This window comes from Pelagibacterium halotolerans B2, assembly GCF_000230555.1.
Lineage (GTDB): Bacteria > Pseudomonadota > Alphaproteobacteria > Rhizobiales > Devosiaceae > Pelagibacterium > Pelagibacterium halotolerans.
Map to the genome: position 1 here is coordinate 3044092 of NC_016078.1, position 23460 is coordinate 3067551.

Consider the following 23460-nt stretch of genomic DNA (forward strand, 5'->3'; position numbering starts at 1 on the left):
TTCCCGGTAAGATTGCGGGAAGGGTTTCGCCCGCCCCACCTAGAACAGTTCGATATCATCGAGCACCGGCTTTGCGGGACGGCGGTTGGCAATCGCCAGCTCCTCGCGCACGAGCCTCGCATTGTCGGTGGAGTCGAGCCGTTTGACAAAGGCCCGGCCCGTATGGGGCTGGAACATCACCCGCCGGGCATAGCTCCCCCCCATGTCGTGGCTCGCCAGCACATAGCCTTCATTGCCCAGGAATTCGCGCACGAATTCTATGTTCTTCAGCCCCACGTCATGCATACCGGCATGAATGTTGCCGCCGCCGAACACCTTGAACTCGAGATTCCCCTTCCGCCCGGTGCCTTTGCTTAAAACCATGTTGATGAGCTGCTCCATGGCGAACGCACCGTAGCGGGCCGATTCCCCGAATCTGTCCTTGGACGAGCCCGACTGGCTGGCCAGCAGAAAATGGTTCATCCCCCCGATCCTTGCCTCCCTGTCGCGCACGCAAGCAGAAATGCATGACCCCAGGATCGTCGAAAACGTCGCTTCCGGCTCATTGGATATGACACAATCTCCCTGGTGAACGGTGGTCACCACGCCACGGGTGAAAGTGTCCGGCATCAAGGCAGTCTGAACGGCATTACCGCTTCCCTGGATTTTCTTTGAAACCGGGAGATACCGGTTTTTCGATTGATATTTTTCCAACCCTATCGCGCCATTCGTTAGCCATTTGCTAACCCTAACCAGCGATGACTACCGATAGCGAAAATCGGCAAGCATCGGTTTAGAAGTCTGCCACTATGATCGCTGGTGTTGAGAATCGGGGATTGGGTGCATGAGCTTGCACAAACTGGCCAGAGAGCTGGAAGAAACCGCTCGCCAGACGGCGGAAATGGTCGATGGCATCACCGCCAGTCTTCTCACTCTCGGCGACACCTCGATCGACTGCAACGCGGCCCGCTCCACCGCCATTCGCCAGATTGTCGTCGCCCTCCAGATGCAGGACCGCATCGAACAGCGCTGCCGCAACATGGCTGACGCCGCGCGCAAGCTTGCCGACCTCTCCGACGGCAGCGACGACAAGGCCGCCGAAGGCGTCTGGTCGACCCTGACCCTTGACGAATTGCGCGACGAGTCCCTTTCGGGCATCGCCGCGCGAACCAATTCGGGCGAAGTCGAGTTTTTCTAGAACACCCCTCGACTATGTCGCGGCCGGCTGCTCATGATCTTCGGGCGCCCTTGGCAGGAATCGGCCCACCCATTTTCCGAAGCCTTCCACATAGGTGAGCATCACCGGCACCACGAGCAACGTCAGCAGGGTCGAGCTGATCAGCCCGCCGATCACCGCATGCGCCATCGGGGCATTCGCCTCGCTGCCCGGATGCAACGCGAGGGCCAGCGGCAGCATGCCGAAGATCATGGCCAGCGTCGTCATTATAATCGGCCGGAACCGCGTACCGCCCGCCTCGATCAGCGCCTCTTTGAGCGGCCGCCCGGCCCTGACGTGCTGGTTGGTGTTGTCCACGAGAAGAATAGCGTTCTTCACCACCAGCCCCATGAGCATGACGAACCCGATCATCGAATACATGTTGAGGGTCGATCCGCCCACCATCAGCCCCAAAAGCACGCCCACCAGCGACAGCGGCAATGCCGTCATGATGGCGATCGGCTGCAGGAAGCTGCCGAACTGGCTGGCAAGAACAAGATAGATGAACACCACGGCAAGAAGCAGCGCAGCGCCCATGCTCGATGTGGTGTCGGCCAGCATCTCGGCATCGCCGCCCTGCTCGATCGCCACGCCGTCCGGCAGGTCCAGCGCCGCCACGGCCGCGTCGATATCGGCGATCACATCGCCCAGGACACGATCGTCCACATTGGCACTGATGGTGATCTGGCGCGCCAGTGCCTGCCGTTCGATCTCGCTCGGCCCGACTGTCTCATCGAGTCTGGCAACCTGTCCAAGAGGCACCGACACGGCCGTGCCGCCACTGGCCTGCTGGGCAACCGGCAGGCTGGCCAATCCCTCGATATCGGACCGCAGCTCCTGAGGCAGTCGCACCATGACGTCGATGCGGTCGTTGCGCTCATTGGTCCATTCGCTGGCCACCTCACCGGCGATCATCACCCGCATGGCCGATCCCACCTGCTGCGCCGTTATCCCCAGATCGCTCGCCGCCTGCCTGTCGACAACAATGTCGAGCATGGGCTGTGCCTGCTGTGTGCTCATCTTGACGTCGATGGCACCGGGTACCGCGGCCACCGCGTCGGCGACCATCTGTGCGCCCTCGGTCAGCCCTGCAAGGTCGCCACCGCGCAGATTGAGCGTGATGGGCGCGCCACCGGTTCCCAGTCCGCCACCGGCACTGGCCGTCAATTCGATTCCCGGGACAACCGTGGTGGCGCGCCTTATCTCCTCGATGATCGCGACATCGGAAAGCGCGCGCTCACCAGGATCGAGCAGATTGACGGTGATCGCCGCCATATTCTCGCCGCCCGCCGTACCCGAATTGACGTTGGTGTAGGTGCTCTCGACACCCTCGATGCCACGGACGATGGCGTCGACCTGCCGCGCCTTGATCGCCGTATAGTCCTGTGACGATCCGACCGGCGTTTCCACTTCGATGTTGACAAGGCTGCTGTCGCTCACCGGCATGAACTCGAACCCGACCAGCGGCACCAGCGCGAAGCTCGAAACGAAAATACCCACCGCGCCGACCAGCGTCATTACCCGATGGCGCAGGCTCCAGCCGAGCACGCGCTTGTAGCGCCTCCCCAGTGCCTCGAAACCGTGCTCGAACTTGGCGATCGCCCGGCCAAGCGGGCCGCGCTTGGCGCCCGGATGCGCGTGGGGCTCGTACCAGACGCTCGACATCATCGGATCGAGGGTGAAGCTGACGAAAAGCGAGATCAGGACGGCCACTGCGACGGTCACACCGAACTGCAGGAAGAACTGCCCCACAATGCCTTCCATGAAGGCCAGCGGCAGGAACACAGCGCAGATCGACAATGTCGTGGCCAGCACCGCGAGACCGATCTCATTGGTGCCATCGAGCGCCGCCTGGAAATGGCTCTTGCCCATATGCAGATGTCGCGTGATGTTTTCGCGCACAACGATCGCATCGTCGATCAGAATGCCGATCGACAGCGTCAACGCCAGCATGGTCATCATGTTGAGCGAAAACCCGAGCATGGAAATCACCGCCAGCGTGCCCAGGATCGAGATCGGCAGCGTCATTCCGGTGATGACCGTCGAGCGCCAGGAATTGAGGAACAGAAAGACGATCGCCACCGCGAGAATGGCGCCTTCCAAAAGCGTGGATTCGAGCGTGTGATAGTTGGCCTCGATCTGCTCGGCGCTGTCCTGAAGCACCTCGATCCGTGCGCCTTCGAGCCTGCCGCCTGCGTTGAGTTCGGCGACAAGGTCGTGAACCTCATGGGCGATCTCGACCGTGTTGCCGCCATCGACCCTGGAAATGTTGATCGCCAACGCCTGTTCGCCGTTCTGAAGCGCCAGCCCGTCGAGTTCGGATTGTCCGCGCGCAATATCGGCGACGTCGCTCAGCAATATGGTCTGGCTGCCCTGCCGGGCCACGACGATGGATGCGAAGTCCTCGATTGACCCAAGCTCGGTGTTGAGCTGCACGGTCTGGACCAACAACCCGTTGTCCACAGAGCCGGAGGGAATCGTCATATTGTCGCTGGCAAAGGCCGAAACCACTTCGGACACGCCAATGCCATAGGCGCTCAGCCTGTCCGGATCGATAAGGATATCGACCTGTTCTTCGATCGAGCCCACCACCGTCGCACTGCCCACGCCGTCGACATTGGTCATGGCAGGCGCGATCACATCATTGGCGATCCGGGTCAGATCGGTCATCGATTGGTTCTGTCCGCTGAGCGCCAGAGAGACCATGGGCGTTGCCGTGGGATCGAACCGCAGGACTTGCGGCGTGTCGGCGCCATCGGGAAGTGTCACCGCCGCCAGCCGGTCGCGCACTTCCTGCGCCGCCTGCATGCTGTCGGTTTCGAGCGTGAACTGCACGATGACCGTCGAATGGCCCGAACTCGATGTCGATGAAACCGTTTCGATCCCGGCCAGCGTATTGACCGCTTCCTCGATAACCTCGGAAATCTCGGTCTCCACGGCCTCGGGCGCGGCGCCCGTATAGGGCGTCAGAACCGCGACAACGGGAAAATCGACGTCGGGATACTGCTCGATCGGCATGGACCGGAATGCGTTGATGCCAAAGACCAGGATCGCGACCATGACCATGGTCGCAAACACCGGATGACGGACACTGATTCGAGTCAGAAACATCTCTAGAGCGCTCCCACGACGACACTCTGGCCCGCCTCGAGCCCCGAGAGCGGCAATGCCACGATGAGGTCGCCGGACGCGACGCCTTCCCCGATCTCAACCATTCCCAGCCGGTCCCAGACCTTTTCGATGCTGACGGCCCGGCGGGTAATTTCGCCATCGACCACGGCAAGCACATAGTGCTCCTCGTCGTCGCCAAGCACCGCATCTTGCGGCACGGCGATCACGTCGCTCGCGGCCTCGGTCACGATTCGGCCGGTAACGAACATACCGCCGCGCAACCGGGAGTCGGGATTGTCGAGCCCCAGATGCACGACGACCGAACGGGTGCCCTCTTCGGCCACCGGATTGATCCGCTCGACCGCCGCTTCGAACACCGAACCGTCGAGCCCTTGGACTTCGAGGCTGGCGGTCTGGCCCGCCGTGATTGAAGCCGTCTGCGCCAGCGGCACCATCGCATCGACCGTCACCCGGCTCAGATCGACCAGCGAGACGACCACCGCCCCTTGGCTCACCACCTGTCCAGGCTCGACCATGCGGTTCGAAACCATGCCGTCAAACGGGGCCCTGATGATCGTGCGCCCGATATTGGTCTGCACCTGCTCGACCTGCGACTGCAGCGAGGCAAGGCTGGCTTCGAGCCCGTCGACCTCGGCAATCGCCGCATCGAGGTTCGCCTGCGGCGTCGACCCACGCTCGGCGAGCGAGCGGACGCGATCGAGCGTCTGCCGCGCCGCGTTGAGCTGGATTTCCGTCGAACTGAGCGCACTCTGCTGCTGGCGCAATTGCAGGTTGAGATCTGTTGCATCGATTTCGACGAGCACATCGCCGGCGGCAACCGCGTCGCCCGCCTGGACGTGCACCTGATTGGCGATTCCGGCGACCTGGGCCGAAATATCCGCACTCTGGACCGGCCGCACCGAACCGGTAAACGCGATCGCTGCCGAAAGATCCTGCGGCGCGACGTCATAAACCTCGCTTGTGTGCAACTGCATGATACTCGGCTCAGCGGTCACGGGCGTCGGCATATCCTGGGCCTGTGGTGCGTCGAAAGCACCGCTCAGGGCAAACCCGCCTCCGGCAACGAGCGCCAGAACGACAGCGGCGCCCGCCCAACGGCGGCGGTTGGGCTTGGCAGAAGGATTGGAGGCTGATTGAGTGTGTTCGGTCATGATCCAGCACTGGCGCGAGTAAATGTTGCCGACATCAATCGGCGCGCTGGATTGCAGCAACATTGCAAGGCCCGCCACGACAACGCAATGTTGGCGCAACCCAGCCCTGCAAAGAACACAGGGCTCAGGAAGGTGTTGAATGCGGATACTACTGGTTGAAGACGAGGACGAGATGGCCAATCTCTTAAGGTCCGCCCTCGCACGCCACTCCATCGTTGTCGATCATGCACCAAGCCTCGAGATCGCCCGCGAGGCGTGCCTGAGCCATACCCATGACGCCGTACTGCTCGACCGCAAGCTCCCCGACGGTGAAGGGCTCTCACTCATTCCCGAACTGCGCCGCCAGAACCCGGCAATGCCCATCATCGTCCTTTCGGCGCTGGGCTCGCCCGACAATCGCGTCACAGGGCTCGATGAGGGCGCCGACGACTATCTCGCCAAGCCTTTCTCGGTCGATGAATTGTTGGCCCGCCTGCGTGCAGTCCTGCGCCGCCCCGCCCAGATGCGGTCGGAAACCCTCTCCATCGGCGCTCTGGACTTCGAGCCCGAGCACAATGCAGTGCGGATCAATGGCGAGCCCATCGAGTTGCCCCGCCGTGAACTCCTTGCCCTTGAGGCCCTCATCAAGCGGGCCGGACGCACCGTCTCGCGCGATACGCTCGAACAGGCGGTTTACGGCTTTGACGACGACATCGCCTCGAACGCACTCGATGCTCACCTTTCGCGCCTACGCCGCAAGCTCGCCGCCGCTCGCGTCGAAATCCACGCCATCCGCGGCATCGGCTATCTTTTGCGGGAAATTCGATGATTCTCGGACGCTGGAATTCTCTGCGGTCCAGGCTGACGCGCAAGCTGGTCCTGTTCCAGATTCTCGCGCTCATTGCCTTTGCGCTGATTGCCTCGGTCCCCATCTCCCGTTTTGCGACAGGGGTCGGCCTTGACGATCGCGTGGTCGGCGTCATCGCCGATGCGATCACGTTCGAGGACGGCCGCATGGCGATCGACCCCGATAACGAAATGCTGAGCAAGATCAGCGCGAGGTTCCCCGGATTCTGGTACTACGCCCGCACCGATAGGGGGCAGGTCGTCAGCGACGGCCCGATTCCCGAGGCGTTTGCGCCAGCCCTTGAATATCTGGGCTATATCTCGTTCGGGGATTTTGGCAGCGAAGACTTTCCTGAAGTCGCCGCTCTCATCGTCCGGCAAGCCGGCTCCGAAGCGGGAAGGGTGCACATTGCGACAGGCGGCGGGCCCCGGTTCGACTGGCTATCGGTCGGTCTTTTGTTCGCCAACAAATATTTCGTGATTTTTTCCGCGGCCCTGTCGCTTGTCTTGATTGTCGCCATTCCATTCACCCTTCGGCGCGCTCTGAAAGGATTGGACGAAGTCGCGCGCGAAGCGGCCCATATCGACATCCACCAGCCCGGAATGCGGCTGACTACCGACGACGTTCCGCTCGAAATGCAGCCCTTGGTAACGGCATTCAACGACGCCCTGGGCCGGATCGACGAAGGCATCGAGCGGCGTCACCGTTTCATGGCCGACGCCGCCCATGAATTGCGCACGCCCATCGCCATCCTCCAGACCCGCGTCGAACTGCTCGATCCCAGCCCCGAACGCAGCCAGTTGATGCTCGACGTCGCGCGACTGTCCAATCTTGCCGATCAACTCCTCGACCTGCAGCGCATCGATGTCGGCCATTCGCGCTTTGAAACCGTCGATCTGGTCAAGCTCGGCGCTGAAGCTGCCGCCGAAATGGCTCCGCTCGTCATCGCGTCCGACGATGAAATCGCCTTCGACAGCGATGCCGATACGGTCAATATCAATGGCGACCGCGTCGCCCTCATGCGCGCCGTCACCAATTTGATCCAGAACGCCATTTCCCATGCCGGCCAGTCCGCAAGGATCAACGTCTCGGTCTCAAGCGATGGCAGTCTGACAGTCGGCGACAGCGGGCCTGGCATCGATCCCACCCAGCGCGCAAGGATTTTCGAGCCCTTCTACCGCGTAAAGCCCAGCACGCGCGGCGCGGGCCTGGGCCTCAATCTTGTCCAGGAGATCGTCCTGCGCCACAAGGGCACCATCAAGGTCGGCCAATCGGCACAGGGTGGCGCCGCCTTCACCATCGCCCTGCCGCTTGCATCACCCCAGCCATAAAAAAGGCCGGGCTCCGAAGAACCCGGCCGGCGGTCTGATCGTCATGCAAAAGGCTTAGATCAGCCCGGCGCGCTGGCAATCGCTCAGCTTGACGGTCTTGAGCGAAATGCCCGAAGCGATCGAGTCCGCATGGCTCGGCGTATAGTCGAACCGATCCGAAGTGCTCATCGAATCGAGATCTTCGCAATAGCTTGCCACATAGGGCAGGCCCTCGGCAGAAACCTGCACACCGCCGACAGTTGTCTGGGCGAAGGCGGGGATAGCGAAAAGCGAGAGGGCAACAGCAAGCGTGGTGGTCTTTTTGAACATTTTTTTAAACTCCAATTGGTGAGGACCGCGACCCCGCAGGACCGCGATGTCCTGACCATGGACCCGCCACATTGCCGCAACATTGCACGTCGTCGCCTTTGCTCCCGGCCCTAGCCCTTGACCGCCCCCGCTGTCATCGACCGGCTGATCTGGCGATACATGACAAGCCCGAGAATCGCCGGCGGTAGCGCCGCGACGATCATCACCGCCGAGGCCGTGCCCCACTGAATCCCGCCTCCGCCCGAGGAGAAAAAGAATGACGCCCCCACAGTCATCGGCACCGCATGGCGCGTCGTCAGCATCAGCCCGAACAGAAATTCGTTCCAGGCTGTGATGAACCCGAAGATGAAGGTTGTGACGATCGCCGGGCGGCACACGGGCGCAATGATCGAAGTGATGATCTTGAGCCGCCCGGCCCCATCCATATGCGCCGCCTCGTCCAGCTCGACCGGGATGTCGGAAATGGCGTTGACGAGGATGACCAGCGCCAGTGGCAGGTTGACGATCACAAGGATCAGCCCAAGACCCAATTGGGTATCGAGCAGGCCGACCCATTGGAACATCATGTAGATGGGGATGGCGAAAATGATGAGCGGCAGCGCGCGCAGATTGACGATCAACGGCATCAGCATGCGCCGCCCATACCCGGCGCGCGCCACCGCGTAGGCAGCAGGAAAGGCAAGAACGATCGCCAGCGTCGTGCCGATCAGCGCCGCCACTGTCGAATTCCACAGATAGGCAAAGATGTTGAGCCGGTCGGTGACCTGAAGCACCGCGACATAATTTTCCAGCGTCGGCGCCTCGATCCAAAGACCGGGATTGGTGGCGATTTCCCGGCTGCTCTTGAACGAGGTCACGAGCGTTGCGATGACCGGAAAATTGAGGGCGAAAGCCGCTATGGCAAACACCGCCCAGCGCAATGCGGCAACGATCATCTCGCTCTCCTCGCAAGACCCTGGTTGATGAAAAACAGCACGGCAAACGATGCAATGAACAACAGTACCGAAGCGGCCACTGCCGGGCCGATCTCTCCCTGGCGGAAAAACGCCTCATAGACATAGATCGACAGCGACCGGGTCGAACCGCCCGGCCCGCTCCCGGTCAGCACATACACATTGTCGAACACCCGGAAGCCATCGATGAAACGGATGAACAGCGCAATGGCGATTGTGGAGGCCATCAGCGGAATTTCGATCCGCCACAGCATGTCCCAGCCGGTCGATCCATCCATCTGTGCCGCTTCGCGCACTTCGAGCGGAATGGCCCTGTGCGCCATGTAAAACAGCAGAAAGGCGAACGGCGTCCACTGAAGGGTTTCGACAACAACCAGTGTCCAGAACGCGTTGGCGACATTGAGAAACGCCGGAGCCGAGCCGAACCACGTCCAAAGGTAATGGGGAACCGGCCCCACAAATTCGTGCAGCACCAGCCGATACATCAGGCCGACCAGAGCGGGCGCAACCATGAGCGGCAGCATGATGATGGCCAAGAGCCAGGAACGCTTTTCAAAAAGCGGCGCCAGAAAGATCGCGAGGAAGAAACCGATGAGGCATTCGGCAAGCGCGGTGATGACACCGAAGCGCAGAGAAAACCAGATGGCGCGCCAGAAATCGCCGTCGCTGAGCACGGAGGCATAATTGGAAAACCCGCTCAACTCCGGGGAACGCAAGGTCTGAAAGCTCACGCTCGACACCGAATAGACGATATTGACGAGCGCGGGAAAGCCCAGGAAGAGCAGCAGGAAAAGGACCATCGGCGCGCTGAGCACACCCCATTCGAGATGCCGTTTGCTGTCCATCCGCTTTTCCATCGAACCTCGAAAATATGAAGGACGGCCGGGCGGCTTTCATACCGCCCGGCCGCATGCATTGCGATTATTCGGTCAACAGGCTTTCCATGCCGCTGGCCACGGCGGAAAGCGCCTCGTCGAGCGTTTCCTGCCCGGTCCAGTAGCCGGTGAAATGCTGCGCCTGCAGCTCATAGACGCTCAACGCGTTTGCCCCGGTCGCCCCGTTCATCACATAGCCGTACTCGCCTGCGAACTCGCCGAGTTGGACCAGATCGGGACGTTCATCCGCAATCGCCGCGACAACCTCGGGCGTAAGCGCCGGCGCACCGCTGTTCGCCGCATAGGCAAGCGCGGCCTCCTCGGTGGAGAGCCATTGCAGGAAGGCAAGCGCACCGTCCTTGTTTGGCGCGTTCTGGTTGAGCCCGAACCCAAGGCCGTGGATATGGGTAAACCGGCCCTCGTCCCCCGACGGGGGCGCGACGATGGCCACTGTGTCGGCAATGGCGGGCGCGGTTTCGGGGTTGGTGAGTTCACCCGCGGCGCCATTCCATTGCAGCATGGTCGCCACCTGCCCGGAAACGAAAGCGGCATTGGCCTCGGGGAATTCGTACGACGTCGAATCCGCAGGCGTCGCTCCTGCGTCATAGAGCAGTTTGTAGAGTTCGAGACCCCGCCGATAGGCTTCGGAATCGACTGTGATATTGCCCTCGTCATCCATCCAGTTGCCGCCGTATGAACGGGCCGTCGACTGCCAGACCATCATGTTGAACAAAAGATTCTGCATCTGCAGCACGGTGCCGTAGCGCGTGGGGCTGTCGGGATTGACCGCCTGGGTGAAGTAAAGCGCCGTGGCGGCGTAATCGTCCCAGGTCCACTCATCGGGTGCCTTGGGTTCGAGCCGAGTCCCCAGATACTCCTCGGAAATATCCCCATAGGTTTCCGCTGCCGCCGGATCGCCAAGAAGCCCCTCGATCAGATCCTCGCGGAAATACATGAAATGCAGCGAGAGATCGGTCGGCACGCCATATTGGTTGCCTTCGAACTGCATGGTCGAGAGCACGGATTCGCCATAGACGGCTTCGGCCTCGTCCGAAAGCGTCACCGGCTCCATGAACGGCGCATAGCGGCCGATGGAATAGGTGGCGATCAGGTTGAGATCGAAAGCCTGCGTGCCCGCGGCAAGATCGGCCTGCAACTTGTCCCAGAACCCATCGCGGGCGAAAAACAGCACCTCGACACGGTCCTCTTCGGCCAGCCCTTCCTGGCCGTTATAGATGTCCGCAACGGCCCGCAACGCGGTTTCTTCCGGCCCGCCCGGCCAGCCGAGCACCGTGACAGCCGCCTGCACGCCGGCCAACGGCATGGCCGCGGCCATCAGCCCGGCCGCAAGACTTTTCAAGAGTGTGTTACGCATGGTTGTGTTCCCTTTGGTTGGTCATGTTTAGTTCGATGGCAAGGCAATCTGGGCGATCCCCACGATCCCCGCCTGCCCTCCCAATTGTGCCGCGACGAGCACTGGCCTCTGACGCGGCGGCAAATCCGAAAACGACGCGGCGATGCGCGCGATAAAGCCGGGCGCCAGGCCGATCGAACCGCCGATGATGATCCTTTCGGGCGCGAGCCCGAGCTGGATATTGGCGCACAGCGTGGCGATGCGGCCCGCCGAAAGCGCAATGATGCTTTCGGCCCAGGCGTCGCCCTGTGCAGCGGCCGCGAAGACGCCGCGTGCATCGGTGGGGTAGCCCTGGGCTTGCGCTGCCTCGGCCATCCACCGCCCCGCCGCCAGACTCTCGATCGGCGTTTCATCGGCGATATCGGCGCGGAACTGCCCGAAATGCCCGGCCATCCCGCTCAGCAATTGTCCCCCGGCCACCACGCCCCCGCCGATACCGGTCGAGATGGTCAGAAAAACGCAGCTTTCGGCTCCCCGCCCGGCGCCAAGCCGATACTCGCCCCAAGCCGCTGCCTGCGCATCGTTGAGCGCGATGGCCGGCGCGCCGGCCAGATCGCCGAGCACCTCGGTCAGTGGATAGTTGGACGGAATGGACAGCGTCTTTGGATTGAGCGCCGACCAGTGGCCGTCCTCAACGACGCCGGTAACCGCCGCGCCAACCCGGCCGTAGCGTCCGTGCCAATTGGGTGCTCGGCCGAAAAGATCGGCAATCCAGCTCCGAGGGTCGCCCGAACCGGGCGTAGCAATTTCCACGGGCTCGGTGATTGTCGTGCCCGACACCAGCGCACCGAGAATCTTGGTGCCCCCGATGTCGATGGCGAGAACCGTATCTGTGGGCGCGCTGTTGGCCATCGATCAGCCTCTCGCCCTGTTGCGAGCATCGTGGCCTTGGGCATCGATGGCGTCCCGATACCAGGAGACGATATGCTCGGTGCGGGTGATGGCCGAGCCCACCACCACCGCATTGGCGCCCACGGCCAGCGCTTTCGCCGCCTGTTCGGGACTGCGGATGCGCCCTTCGGCGATGACGAAACCGCCGAGCCCGGCCATCTTTTCGATAAGCTCGAAATCGGGAAGCGTGGGCTCCGGACCGTTTCCGACATAGCCCGAAAGTGTGGAGCCAATGCAATCGGCGCCCGCGGCAAGCGCCGACTTAGCGTCCTCGAGATCGGCGCAATCGGCCATCCCCAGCGCGCCTTCCGCATGAATCGCGGCCAGAATGTCGCCGACGCTCTCTGGCCGGGGACGGGCGGTGGCATCGAACGCAACGATATCGGACCCCACCGTGCCAAGGTTGCGCGCCATCGCGGCCGTCGGCGTGATGCGAACGTCATAATCGTCGAGATCGTGTTTGATGATGCCGATGATCGGTGCGTCGGTAACCGCCCGAACCGCCTCGACATAGGCCAGTGACTCGATGCGCAAGCCAACGGCTCCCGCCTCCAGCGCCGCGAGCGCAAAGCCGACGACGCAGGCCGAATTGTCCATCGGCCCGCCCGGAACGGGCTGGCAGGAAACGATCAAACCGGTATCGAGTTTTTCCAGCAACGCGTGCAAGTCATTCGTCCTTTTTTGGGGGACGATAGCATTGGGGGTGGGGATGGCAACTGGTTTCTTACTGGTATTATCGGTGCAATTCGAGCACGAAGTCGTAAACGTCGCCCCGATAGCGGGTCTGGGTGAATTCGACGACGCGGTCGCCGAAAAAGCAGCGGCGCTCGACGATCAGAAGGCTCGCATGCTCTTCGAGCATCAGATGTGCGCGGTCGAGTGCGTCGGCGGGACCGGCCTGCATGCGCTGCACGGCGCGCTGGGGCAGGACCCCGACCGAATCGAGCGCCGCGTAAAGGGAATCCCCAACCAGATCGGGATCGCCGAGAATGGACGCAGGAACGGCGGCGATTTCCATGGCGATGGGCACACGATCGGCCGTGCGCACCCGTCTCAGGCGCATAATCGAGGCATTAGGGCCAAGCCCCAGCGCCATCGTCTCCGCTGGGGTGGGGAAGGTTATCTCCTTGGAAATCCATATACATCCGGGCGAAAACCCCCGCGATTCCATGTCTTCGGAAAAGCTCGACAACCGCGCCAGAGATTTTTCCACCCGCGCCGTCACCTCGGTCCGGCTGCCCTGCCGCCGGCGAATGACCCCTTCGGCGATCAGCACATCGAGCGCCTTGCGCACGGTGACGCGGGAAACCCCCAGCCGGTTTTCGAGGGCGCGCTCGCTCGGCAGCAGCATGCCGCGTTTGAGATGCCCCTCGGCGATCAGACGCTCGATCACCGAGACGAGCCTGCGATAGAGGGGCTGGCCCTTGCCCTCCGCAAGCCCCGCCGACAGCGCGGCAATAATGGTGTCCTGAATCATGTTTTCTCCCTCGCGAAAAATTAATCACAGAAGGCGCTGGATTCAAACTGGTATTATTCATTCGCCGCCATTTGCGACACCGAAAGCCAATGTTGCGGCCAAAAATGGTGGAGTTGAGCGAAAGTTACCCACATATTGACAGATCGGTGTTGGCCGCTTATACGTATTATCTGCTAATACGTATTAACAAGCCGTGGAGGAGCGCAGCTTGTCGTCCCGCATGACACAGAAAGCGATTGCCAAGCTCGCCGGCGTCAGCCAGGCGACCGTCTCGCTCGTCCTCAACGGCAATGCCGACGACCGCCGCCGCATCCCCGAGCAGACCCGCGAACGCATTCAGAAGGTGATTGCCGAAACCGGCTATGTCGCCGATCCGGTCGCGCGCCGGATGGTCAAGGGCCGAAACAATATTCTGGGCGTCTTCACCTACGAACCCGCCTTCCCCAGCGCGCAGGCCGACTTTTTCGCGCCATTCCTGTTCGGCATCGAAGAAGCCGCCCAAGAGGCCGGGTACGATCTCTTGCTGATGACCTCGGCGGGACGCGGCGCCGATGGGCGAAAGCAGATTTTCAGCGAAACCGCAAACCCACCCGCCTGCGGCTGGCCGATGGCTGCATCGTTCTGGGCCGTCAGTTCGATGCCGATGAACTCGCCAAGCTCGTGAGGAGCGACTTTCCTTTCGTTGCCGTCGGGCGACGCGACGATGCAGGGGGGCCGGTGCCTTATGTGGGCGCCGACTATGCGACGGCCACGGCAAGGCTTGTCGAAAAAGCGATGGCGCTGGGCCACACCAAATTCGCCTATGTGGGGCCCCATACGGGCGCGGAGTCGACGGTCGACCGGTGGAAGGGCTTTAAAGCGGGAATCGCGGGCGCTGGAGAACTTGTGCTTTACGACCCCAAAGTGGGCATCGACCCCGAGGATTTTCTGACGGCGATCCGGTCCATTGGCGCCACAATCGTCTTTCTCACGGAACTGGCCGACGCCATTCCGTTCAAGCGGGCGGCAATCGCCAGGGGCCTGAGCGTTCCCGGCGACCTTTCCATCGTCGTGCTGGGCAGCCACATCCGCCCCGGCGATACCGTCACCAATTTCACCACCTACGCCGTCCCCCGCGAGGAGATGGCCCGCAAGGCTACGCTTGCCCTGATCGCCCGGCTCGAAGGCCGGGCCGAACTGGAGCAGACATTGCTTTCCTGTGAGCAGGTCGAGGGCGAAACCCTCGGCCCCATCAAACCCAAGAGTATATCGTGAAAGACTATTTTGCAGACATCGCCATCATCGGTGGCGGACTGGGCGGCGTGGCCGCCGCGCTCGGCGCCCTGCGCTCTGGCCGCTCGGTGATCCTGACCGAGGAATTCGACTGGATCGGCGGCCAGATGACCAGCCAGGCCGTGCCCTCCGACGAGCATTCCTGGATCGAACAGATGGGCGGCACCCGCACGTTCCGGCAATTGCGCACCGCCATCCGGCAGTTCTATCGCGACCATTATCCGCTCAACGAGACAGCGCGCGGCTGGTCCGACCTCAACCCCGGCGCCGGCTGGGTCAGCCGCATGTGCGTTGAACCGCGCGTTCCCCTGGCGGTGATGGAAGCCTGGCTCGCCCCCTATATCGGCATGGGCAGGCTGCGGATTTTCAAGCCCTATCGGCCCATCGAGGCCCAGACCGAAGGCGACAGCGTACGCTCGGTCACCCTGCGCCACGTCCAGACGGGCGAAAAGATCGTCGTCTCGGGCAAATATATCATCGATGCCACCGAGCTGGGCGACCTGCTGCCCCTGACCGGCACCGACTACGTAAAAGGCTTCGAGAGCCAGGCCGAAACCGGCGAGCCCAGCGCGCCCTCACAGGCCCAGCCCGAAAACCAGCAGGCCGTTTCGATCTGCTTTGCCGTCGATCATCTCGATGGCAACCATGTGATCGACAAGCCGAAAAACTACGACGAATGGCGCGCCGTCCAGCCCGATTTCTGGGGCGGGCCGCTGATCGGGTTCAAGGCACCCCATCCGCGCACGCTCGAAATCGTCGACCGCAGCTTCACCCCCAATCCCGACGACGATCCCCTGGAGGTCGATGCCGACCAGCGCCGCAATGCGGGCGATGCAAACCTGTGGACCTTCCGGCGCATCGCCGCGCGCCGCAACTTCACCCCGGGCGCCTATGCCTCCGACATCTGCCTCGTCAACTGGCCGATGATCGACTATTTCGAAGCGCCGATCATCGACTGCACCGAAAACGAATACGCCCACCGGCTCTCGCGCGCCGCCGAATTGTCCTATTCCGTCTTTTACTGGCTCCAGACCGAAGCCCCCCGCGTCGATGGCGGACAGGGTTTCCCCGGCCTGCGCCTGCGGGGCGATGTGACCGGCACCGAACACGGCCTCGCCATGGCCCCCTATATCCGCGAAAGCCGCCGCATCAGGGCAGTGACCACGATCACCGAACAGGACCTCTCCTACGCGGTGCGCGGCGATGCCGGAGCGGTCAATTATCGCGACAGCGTCGGCACCGGCATGTACCGGATCGACCTGCACCCCTCGACCGGCGGCGACAATTATATCGACGTGCCGTCCTGCCCGTTCGAAATTCCGCTCGGGGCGCTTTTGCCGCGCAATCGCTCCAACCTTCTGCCCGCCGGCAAGAATATCGGCACCACCCACATCACCAATGGCTGCTACCGGCTGCACCCGGTCGAGTGGAACATCGGCGAAGTCGTGGGACGGCTGGCCGCCTGGTGCCTCGACAACGATCTCTCGCCCCACGCCGTTCAGGCCGACGACCGCCGGCTCGAAGACTTCCAGACCCATCTTTACCAGACCGGCGTCGAAATCCGCTGGCCCGAGATCCGGGCCTATTGACGCCAAACCATCATCTCGAGGAGGAAATGATGCACACCAGAACACTTCTGAAATCAGCCACCGCCCTTGCGGGCCTGGCCCTGCCGCTGGCCGCTTTCGGTCCGGCCCTGGCCCAGGATCAGGTCGACCTGCGCATGACGATATGGAGTGCCAACGAGGCCCATCTCGCCATGTTCAACGAGATCGCCGACGGGTTCACCGAACTTCATCCCGGCGTGACCGTCACCTTCGATTCGCTGCCGTTTGACAGCTACACGACCACCCTCACCACCCAGATCGCCGGCGGCAACGCCCCCGATCTGGCCTGGATTCTGGAAACCACGGCGGCAGATTTCGTCAATTCGGGCGCCCTTGCGCCGCTGAGCGAAACCTTTGCCGCCACCGAGGGCTATGAGCTCGATGATGTAACCGAACAGGCCACCGCCCTCTGGCGCGCCGATGGCGAACTCTATGCCTATCCGTTCTCGACCTCGCCCTTCGCGCTGTTCGTCAACAACGACCTGATTTCCGAGGCCGGAGCGCAAACGCCCGCCGAGTTGATCGAAGCGGGCGAATGGAATTGGGACAACGCCATCGCTATCGCGGCCAGCGTCGCCGATACCGGTGCCAACGGTCTCATCGTGCGCGATTTCAACTATCAGATCTGGCAGAACCTCGCCTCGATCTGGCGCGGCTGGGGTGCCGATCCCTGGAGCGAGGACGGTGCCACCTGCACCTTCGCCGATGCGGAGATGGTCGATGCCATGAGCTTTATCCATTCTGCGATCTTTGAGACCGGCGCCATGCCCGGACCGGGCGAGAATGTCGATTTCTTCACCGGCGATGCGGCAATGACCATCACCCAGATCTCCCGCGCCTCGCTCCTGCCGCAGGGCGATGACGCCTTTGACTGGGATCTGGTGCCCCTGCCCTCGGGCCCGGCGGGCAGCTATTCGGTGATCGGCCAGGCCGGCATCGGTGCCTTCGGCATGGGCGACAATGTGGATATGGCGGTACAATTTCTCGCCTATCTCTCCAATCCCGAAAACAGCGCCAAGCTGGCGCAGTTTTTCCCGCCGGCCCGCCAGAGCCTGCTCAACGCCGAAACGCTGGGCGCCACCAACCCCCTGCTTTCGCCGCAACAGCTCGAAACCGTCGTCGTCGCCGGGATCACCAACGGTGTTGTCCTGCCCGGCCACGCCGGGTTCGCCGAAATCCAGCAGGTCGTGCGCGCCGAACTCGACGCCCTCTGGCAGGCCGATGCGGACGTCCAGGCGGTGCTGACCTCGGTCTGCGACCGCATCACCCCGATGCTCTGACCGGATAAGAACCAATGACTGTCGCGGCCAAATCTTCATCTCCACCAGCGCGAAAGCGTCCGTTCTGGACGATGGAGCGCCGCGACAGCCTTGCGGGCTATCTGTTCATCGCCCCGCAGATGATCGGCATCACCGTTTTCGTTTTGATCCCTCTGGGGCTGGTCTTCTGGTATTCGCTCCATGAGTGGAATGTCCTGGCCCAGACCTTCCGCTTTCAGGGTCTGGCCAATTATCAAACACTTCTGAGCGATCCGGGCCTGCCCCAGGTTCTGGCCGCCACCGGAATTTTCTCGGTGGGGCTGGTGATCTTCAACATGAGCCTGGCGCTGCTTCTGGCCGTGCTGCTCGACCAGAAGCTCAAGGGGATCGCCGTCTATCGCACGCTGTTTTTCTCGCCCGTCGTCGTTTCGCTGGTTGCATGGACCATCGTCTGGGGCTTTCTGCTCCAGAACAATGGCGGCATCAACGCCCTGCTCGCCACCTTCGGCATCGAGGGGCCAAACTGGCTGCGGCACCCGACAACGGCGATGATCTCGGTGATCGTCGTGCAGGTGTTCAAAAATGTCGGGCTCAACATGGTGCTGTTCCTCGCCGCGCTGCAGGGCGTGCCGCGCGAGCTTTATGAGGCGGCGCGGGTCGATGGGACACCGGTGTTCAAGCAGTTCACCCGCATCACCCTGCCCATGATCAGCCCCACTGTGCTTTTGACCTCGATCATCACCATCGTGGGTTCGCTCCAGGTCTTTGCCCAGATCGCGGTTCTGACCCAGGGCGGGCCGGGCATGTCGACCACGGTTCTGGTCTATTACCTCTATCAGCAGGCCTTCCAGTTCCACAAATTCGGCTATGGCGCGACGCTCTCGATCCTGCTGTTCGTGATCGTGGCCGTCCTCACATTCATCCAGTGGCAGATGCGCCGCAAGCTGGTGTTCTATGAAAACTGACCTCTCCCCGCGCATGAAGGTGCTGGTTTACGGGCTGATGAGCGTGCTGCTCATTCCGTTTGTCTTTCCGACCTGGTGGATGGTGACCTCCTCGGTCAAGCCGATCTCCGACATCTTTGCCTTTCCGCCCGATATCGTCCCGACCCGGTTCGATTTTTCCACCTATGGGCGTGTGTTCGAGCTGCAGCCTTTCGCGCAGCAATACTGGAATTCGGCCTATATCGCCGCGCTGGTCACCGCGGGAACCATGCTGTTTTCGTCCATGGCCGGCTATGCCTTCGCGCGTATAAAATTTCCCTTCGCCAACACCTTGTTCATGATCGTCCTGATCGGGCTCCTGATCCCTGCCGAAGTCACCATCGTGCCCCTGTTCCAGATCTTTCTGGGCTGGGACATGATCAACACCCACTGGCCGCTGATCCTCGTGCCCGTCTTTGGCGCGCCATCGGTGTTTGCGACCTTCGTCATGCGCCAGTTCTTCATCGCGCTGCCCAAGGAACTCGAGGAGGCCGCGCGGGTCGACGGGCTGGGCCGGTTCAGGATCTTCTGGACAATTGCTCTGCCGCTGGCCCGCCCGGCGCTCGGGGCCGTGGCGATCTTTACCTTCCTTCATTCCTGGAACCTTTATCTCGAGCCTATAGTGTTCCTGTCCTCGCCGGCCAATTTCACGCTGCCACAGGCCCTCACCCAGTTCACCGACGCCTATGGCGGTGCCCTGTGGAATGTCCAGCTCGCCGCCGCCACCATGACGGCGCTCCCCGTCCTCATCGTCTTCATCATCGCCCAGCGTCAGTTCGTCGAAGGACTGGCCCATTCCGGGCTCAAGGGTTGATCCATGGCTTCCGTTACGCTCTCCGACGTCAAGAAATCCTACGGCAAGGCCGAGGTCATTTTCGGCATCGACATCGATATCGCCGATGGTGAATTCGTGGTTCTGGTCGGCCCGTCCGGCTGCGGAAAATCGACCCTTCTGCGCATGCTGGCCGGGCTTGAAACCATAACCGATGGCACCATCGAAATCGGCGACAGCGTCGTCAACGATCTCGAGCCCAAGGACCGCGACATCGCCATGGTGTTCCAGAACTATGCGCTCTATCCGCATATGAGTGTCGCCGCCAATATGGGCTTTTCCCTCCAGCATCGCCGCGTGTCCAAGGCAAAAATCGAGGAGCGGGTGCGATGGGCTGCGACAATATTGGGGCTCGAACCCTATCTCGACCGCTACCCCCGCCAGCTCTCGGGCGGCCAGCGCCAGCGCGTCGCCATGGGCCGGGCCATCGTGCGCGATCCCAAGGTGTTCCTGTTCGACGAACCGCTCTCGAACCTTGACGCCAAGCTGCGCGTCGTGATGCGCGGCGAGATCAAGGCGCTGCACCAGCGGCTCAGGACGACGACGGTCTATGTCACCCACGATCAGGTGGAAGCCATGACCATGGCCGACAAGATCGTGGTTCTGAGCGGCGGGCGGGTCGAACAGATCGGCGCGCCACTCGAACTTTACGACCGCCCCGCCAACCGGTTCGTGGCCGGCTTCATCGGCTCGCCCTCGATGAATTTCATCGAGGGCCGGGTCGGCGCAGGGGGCTTTGAGACGGACGGAGCCATTCTGCCCTGCCCGCCGGGCGTGCCGGTGGGGACGGGGGCCATCTACGGCATCCGCCCCGAACATTTCACGCTCGCGCCAGACGCCATTGCCGCCGAAATCCTCATCGTCGAACCGATGGGCTCTGAAACCCAGGTCACCATGAAAATCGGGCAAACCTCCGTCATCGGCCTGTTCCGCGAACGCGTCTCGGCCACGCCCGGGCAAACCCTCGGCATATCGATCGACCCTGCAAGGGTGCACCTGTTCGCTACCGATACCGGCCAACGCCTCACCTGAGATCGCGCGACTGGCGCAAGAAACCCTGCGTGATCCTGTCGCTCTGAATGCGCCAGGACAAAATGTCGAGCAACAACGCCTGCCTGATCGTTTCGGACTCGGTGTCCTCCCAGAGATTTCGGGTTTCCCGCGGATCGGCGTCAAGATCGAACAATTGCCCCTCTTCGCAATCGACGAAGTGGACGAGCTTCCATTTGTCCTTGCGGATCATGGTCATGAATTCGGTTTCCTCGAGAATCTTGTCGTTCGCGTGTTCGGAAAAAACGCTGTCGCGAACCACACTCTTGTCCCCGGCCAGATAGGAACACAGCGACCGCGCCTCCATCCAGGCCGGAGGTGATATTTGCGCCAGTTCGAGAATGGTCGGCCCCAGATCCATCAGCGATACCAGGTCGGCGATTTGCAGATCGTGCTCGATCCCCGGCCCGCAGATGATCGCCGGCACCCGGACGCTCTGCTCATACATTGTCCATTTCTGCGAGTGCCCGTGATCGTTGAGGCAATCGCCGTGGTCGGACGTAAAGACGATAATCGTCTCGTCCAGCACCCCGCGCTCTTCGAGGGCGTCGATGATCTTGCCAACTTGCGCGTCGATCATCGAGACATTGGCATAATAGTGTGCACGCTGCCGGTGCATCTGCTCGGGCGACGGATCGGCGAGATGGACGACCGCGTCGTGATCGTTCGCAAGATGCTGCGCGCGCAGCGCCCGCAACGGTGCCGGTTGTGCATCGAAATCTTCGTCGCGGATCGGGGTCGGCAGCGCCCGGTCGGCATATTTGGCAAGATAGTGCGCCGTGGGATCATATGGAGGATGCGGTCCGGGCAAGCCGACCTGAAGAAAGAACGGCTCCCTGCCCGGATAGCGCTCCAGCCACAGGCATGCCAGATCGCCGACAAAGACATCGGCATGCAGGTCTTCCTCGAGATCCCATGTGAAGGCACCGAGCCGTTCGGCATAATCCTCGCGCCGGCGATAGGTCACGCGGCTCGGCTTTTCATGCCCCCGTGTCCAGAGCGCCTTGTCCCATTGATCGAGATAGAAGGCGACATTGGGGTGGGCCCGGTCCTTGTTTTCGACCACATGACGCTCGTGAAAGCCGAAAGCGCCTTCGACCGGATTGGTGTGCATCTTGCCGACATTGACGCATCGGTAGCCAGCCTGGTTGAGCAGCGTGACCCAGGACCACGGCCAGGGCTCCCCGTTCCGCATGACCCCGTTGGTGTGAGGAAAAACCCCCGAAAACAGCGACGCCCGGGAGGGCGCGCAGGACGGCGAGGTCACATACATATTGGTAAAGCTCGTTCCGCGCCGCACCATGCGGTCAAGGTTCGGCGTCTCCATGTGATCGAACCCCAGGGCAGCGATCGTGTCGAACCGCTGCTGGTCGGTCACGATGAAAACGATATTGGGAGGACGGCTTGCACCCATGGACATGTCCTTGAACGAAAGAGCTAACGGATGGCGTTGTTGAGCCGCTGGGTGGCATCGGGCAACGAGGTGGTCGCCCGCGGCGGCGCCTGGGCGGCTTCGGTGTCGAGAAAGCGCGCGATTTCGGCCAGCAGGGCGTTTTCGGCCGGACCGTGCCCGGGATCGCCGGAAATATTGCGGGTTTCCCGCGGATCGCTGGAAAGGTCGAAAAGCTCGCGCTCGGTCTCTCCCCCGCTCCAATAGACGGTCAGCTTGTAGCGCTTGTCGCGCGCCATGGTCGCCCGCATCGGCGGCTCCCAGAAGGTGCCGGACCCGTTGATGCCCGAGTTCCGGTAGGCGCAGATCGAAGCGTTGCGTTTCGTGGCGCCAGCCCTGGCCACCGCGACAAGATCTTCGCTCGAAGGGCAACGATCAGTGTTAAGCCCCGCAGCCGAAAGACATGTAGCGGCAATATCGTGTCCCTGAACCAGGGCGCGCGAGCGGCCCCCCGCCGCAATTTTCCCCGGCCATCGCAGCAAGAGCGGAACCCCCACCGTCGGTTCGTAAAGCGCCACGCCCTTGACGAACAGCCCGTGATCGCCGAGCTGATCGCCATGGTCGGACGTGAAAATGACCAGCGTATCCTCGGTCAGCCCCGCATCGTCCAGCGCATCGAGAACCCGGCCGACCTGTCGGTCGAGAAACGCGATCGAGGCTGCATAGCCCTTGCGGATGGACGCGATCTCATGCGGCGAAAAGTCGGAAAACCGGCCGAGATAAGACCCCTCCTGCTCGCGCTTTACGCACCGGGGCTGATCGGCACGCGGCGGAATGGGCGCCGGGATCCGCGCATCGTCGATGGCGCCTGCAAGGGCAGCCGGATAATCCTCATAGGGATCGTGAGGATCGAAAAGACTCATCAGGCAAAAAAAAGGCCTGCCGTCGTCTTTTGACGCGTGCAGAAAATCGATGGTCCGGTCCGCCGCCCATTTGCTCATATGCAGATCGGGGGGATGATGAAGCTCCCGCCTGCCATTGCGCGCCAGCGCATTCCGGAACGCGGGCGCGGTCTCGGCAAGCCATTGGGCATAGCCGTTGAACGGGCTGTCCATGGCGACCGAGGGCTCAAGGCACCATTCATAGATGTCGAAACCGTCGTTTGGATGCCTTTGGGTCTGCTCCTGCACCCGGCTGGAAACGTGCAGCTTGCCGAACAACGCAGTGCGATAGCCGGCTTCAGAACGCAGGCGCTCGGTAAACAGCGTTTCATGGGCGGGAAGATTGTCGTGAACCCCAAGCACCCCATGGTCGATAACGGGCTTGCCCGTAAAGATGCTGGCTCTCGACGGCGTACAGATGGGGTTGTCGACAGTGCAGTTTTCAAACAGCGCGCCCGACGCCGCCAGCCGGTCCAGGTTTGGTGTCGGGATCCACTCGCACCCATAGGCCCCGAGCGTGTCGCGCCGCTGCTGGTCGGTCATTATCATCAGGATATTGGGCGTTCCCATGC

22 protein-coding genes are annotated in these 23460 nt (G+C 62.1%); 10 read left to right on the forward strand and 12 right to left on the reverse strand.

Going from position 1 to position 23460, the window contains the following annotated elements:
- Positions 1 to 39: 39 nt before the first annotated feature.
- Entirely contained in the window at positions 40 to 462 is a 423-nt protein-coding gene (locus KKY_RS14930; RefSeq protein WP_158308083.1) for a hypothetical protein, read from the reverse strand.
- Between the two features lie 361 nt (positions 463 to 823).
- Here KKY_RS14930 and KKY_RS14935 point away from each other — a divergent pair, with 361 nt between their 5' ends.
- The gene (locus KKY_RS14935) at positions 824 to 1177 is read left to right on the forward strand and encodes a hypothetical protein (RefSeq protein WP_014132212.1); all 354 of its coding nucleotides are present in this window, start codon (positions 824 to 826) and stop codon (positions 1175 to 1177) included.
- A 12-nt stretch (positions 1178 to 1189) separates the two neighbouring features.
- Here the strand turns inward: KKY_RS14935 and KKY_RS14940 are convergent, their stop codons facing one another.
- On the reverse strand, positions 1190 to 4306 hold the full coding sequence (locus KKY_RS14940; RefSeq protein WP_014132213.1) for an efflux RND transporter permease subunit: 3117 nt from the start codon (positions 4304 to 4306) through the stop codon (positions 1190 to 1192).
- Positions 4307 to 4308: 2 nt separating this feature from the next.
- Positions 4309 to 5478 carry an efflux RND transporter periplasmic adaptor subunit gene (locus KKY_RS14945; RefSeq protein WP_158308084.1) on the reverse strand — a complete coding sequence of 390 codons (1170 nt, stop codon included), beginning with the start codon at positions 5476 to 5478 and terminating at the stop codon, positions 4309 to 4311.
- Between the two features lie 139 nt (positions 5479 to 5617).
- On the opposite strand from KKY_RS14945, the gene KKY_RS14950 reads away from it, so the two are divergent.
- Together KKY_RS14950 and KKY_RS14955 are read left to right on the forward strand one after the other, a co-directional pair.
- Entirely contained in the window at positions 5618 to 6286 is a 669-nt protein-coding gene (locus KKY_RS14950; RefSeq protein ID WP_014132215.1) for a response regulator transcription factor, read from the forward strand.
- Positions 6283 to 7635 carry a sensor histidine kinase gene (locus KKY_RS14955; RefSeq protein ID WP_014132216.1) on the forward strand — a complete coding sequence of 451 codons (1353 nt, stop codon included), beginning with the start codon at positions 6283 to 6285 and terminating at the stop codon, positions 7633 to 7635. The genes KKY_RS14950 and KKY_RS14955 overlap by 4 nt, the downstream gene beginning before the upstream one ends.
- A 54-nt stretch (positions 7636 to 7689) precedes the next feature.
- Here the strand turns inward: KKY_RS14955 and KKY_RS14960 are convergent, their stop codons facing one another.
- The 7 genes from KKY_RS14960 to KKY_RS14990 all read right to left on the reverse strand — a co-directional run bounded on the left by KKY_RS14960 (position 7690) and on the right by KKY_RS14990 (position 13554).
- A complete protein-coding gene (locus KKY_RS14960) occupies positions 7690 to 7944 on the reverse strand; it encodes a hypothetical protein (RefSeq protein WP_014132217.1) in 255 nt (84 codons plus the stop codon).
- Positions 7945 to 8054: 110 nt separating this feature from the next.
- The gene (locus tag KKY_RS14965; RefSeq protein ID WP_014132218.1) at positions 8055 to 8879 is read right to left on the reverse strand and encodes a carbohydrate ABC transporter permease; all 825 of its coding nucleotides are present in this window, start codon (positions 8877 to 8879) and stop codon (positions 8055 to 8057) included.
- Positions 8876 to 9742 (reverse strand): carbohydrate ABC transporter permease, encoded by an 867-nt coding sequence (locus KKY_RS14970; RefSeq protein ID WP_014132219.1) that lies wholly within the window; start codon positions 9740 to 9742, stop codon positions 8876 to 8878. Before KKY_RS14970 ends, KKY_RS14965 begins: the two co-directional genes overlap by 4 nt.
- Positions 9743 to 9818: 76 nt before the next feature.
- On the reverse strand, positions 9819 to 11147 hold the full coding sequence (locus KKY_RS14975; RefSeq protein ID WP_014132220.1) for an extracellular solute-binding protein: 1329 nt from the start codon (positions 11145 to 11147) through the stop codon (positions 9819 to 9821).
- Between the two features lie 27 nt (positions 11148 to 11174).
- Positions 11175 to 12038 (reverse strand): ROK family protein, encoded by an 864-nt coding sequence (locus KKY_RS20380; protein WP_014132221.1) that lies wholly within the window; start codon positions 12036 to 12038, stop codon positions 11175 to 11177.
- Between the two features lie 3 nt (positions 12039 to 12041).
- Positions 12042 to 12743, reverse strand: a complete 702-nt coding sequence (locus KKY_RS20385; RefSeq protein WP_014132222.1) for an N-acetylmannosamine-6-phosphate 2-epimerase — start codon at positions 12741 to 12743, stop codon at positions 12042 to 12044.
- A gap of 67 nt (positions 12744 to 12810) precedes the next feature.
- Positions 12811 to 13554, reverse strand: a complete 744-nt coding sequence (locus KKY_RS14990) for a GntR family transcriptional regulator (RefSeq protein WP_014132223.1) — start codon at positions 13552 to 13554, stop codon at positions 12811 to 12813.
- 208 nt (positions 13555 to 13762) lie between these two features.
- Here KKY_RS14990 and KKY_RS21005 point away from each other — a divergent pair, with 208 nt between their 5' ends.
- From KKY_RS21005 to KKY_RS15020, 7 genes are read left to right on the forward strand one after another with little or no spacing between them, the layout of a single operon-like run.
- A complete protein-coding gene (locus KKY_RS21005; RefSeq protein ID WP_338090938.1) occupies positions 13763 to 14218 on the forward strand; it encodes a LacI family DNA-binding transcriptional regulator in 456 nt (151 codons plus the stop codon).
- On the forward strand, positions 14215 to 14808 hold the full coding sequence (locus KKY_RS21010; RefSeq protein WP_338090939.1) for a substrate-binding domain-containing protein: 594 nt from the start codon (positions 14215 to 14217) through the stop codon (positions 14806 to 14808). The genes KKY_RS21005 and KKY_RS21010 overlap by 4 nt, the downstream gene beginning before the upstream one ends.
- Positions 14805 to 16415: an FAD-dependent oxidoreductase gene (locus tag KKY_RS15000; protein ID WP_014132224.1), complete on the forward strand. Its 1611-nt coding sequence runs from the start codon at positions 14805 to 14807 to the stop codon at positions 16413 to 16415. Before KKY_RS21010 ends, KKY_RS15000 begins: the two co-directional genes overlap by 4 nt.
- 29 nt (positions 16416 to 16444) lie before the next feature.
- A complete protein-coding gene (locus tag KKY_RS15005) occupies positions 16445 to 17713 on the forward strand; it encodes an ABC transporter substrate-binding protein (RefSeq protein ID WP_014132225.1) in 1269 nt (422 codons plus the stop codon).
- Between the two features lie 14 nt (positions 17714 to 17727).
- On the forward strand, positions 17728 to 18657 hold the full coding sequence (locus KKY_RS15010; protein WP_014132226.1) for a carbohydrate ABC transporter permease: 930 nt from the start codon (positions 17728 to 17730) through the stop codon (positions 18655 to 18657).
- On the forward strand, positions 18647 to 19489 hold the full coding sequence (locus KKY_RS15015) for a carbohydrate ABC transporter permease (protein ID WP_041528808.1): 843 nt from the start codon (positions 18647 to 18649) through the stop codon (positions 19487 to 19489). The genes KKY_RS15010 and KKY_RS15015 overlap by 11 nt, the downstream gene beginning before the upstream one ends.
- A 3-nt stretch (positions 19490 to 19492) precedes the next feature.
- Positions 19493 to 20539, forward strand: a complete 1047-nt coding sequence (locus tag KKY_RS15020) for an ABC transporter ATP-binding protein (RefSeq protein ID WP_014132228.1) — start codon at positions 19493 to 19495, stop codon at positions 20537 to 20539.
- Here the strand turns inward: KKY_RS15020 and KKY_RS15025 are convergent.
- Both KKY_RS15025 and KKY_RS15030 read right to left on the reverse strand, forming a co-directional pair.
- Positions 20532 to 21971 (reverse strand): sulfatase family protein, encoded by a 1440-nt coding sequence (locus KKY_RS15025; RefSeq protein ID WP_014132229.1) that lies wholly within the window; start codon positions 21969 to 21971, stop codon positions 20532 to 20534. The two genes, KKY_RS15020 and KKY_RS15025, sit on opposite strands and share 8 nt — an antisense overlap.
- A gap of 23 nt (positions 21972 to 21994) precedes the next feature.
- A complete protein-coding gene (locus KKY_RS15030) occupies positions 21995 to 23458 on the reverse strand; it encodes a sulfatase family protein (protein ID WP_014132230.1) in 1464 nt (487 codons plus the stop codon).
- Positions 23459 to 23460: the final 2 nt, after the last annotated feature.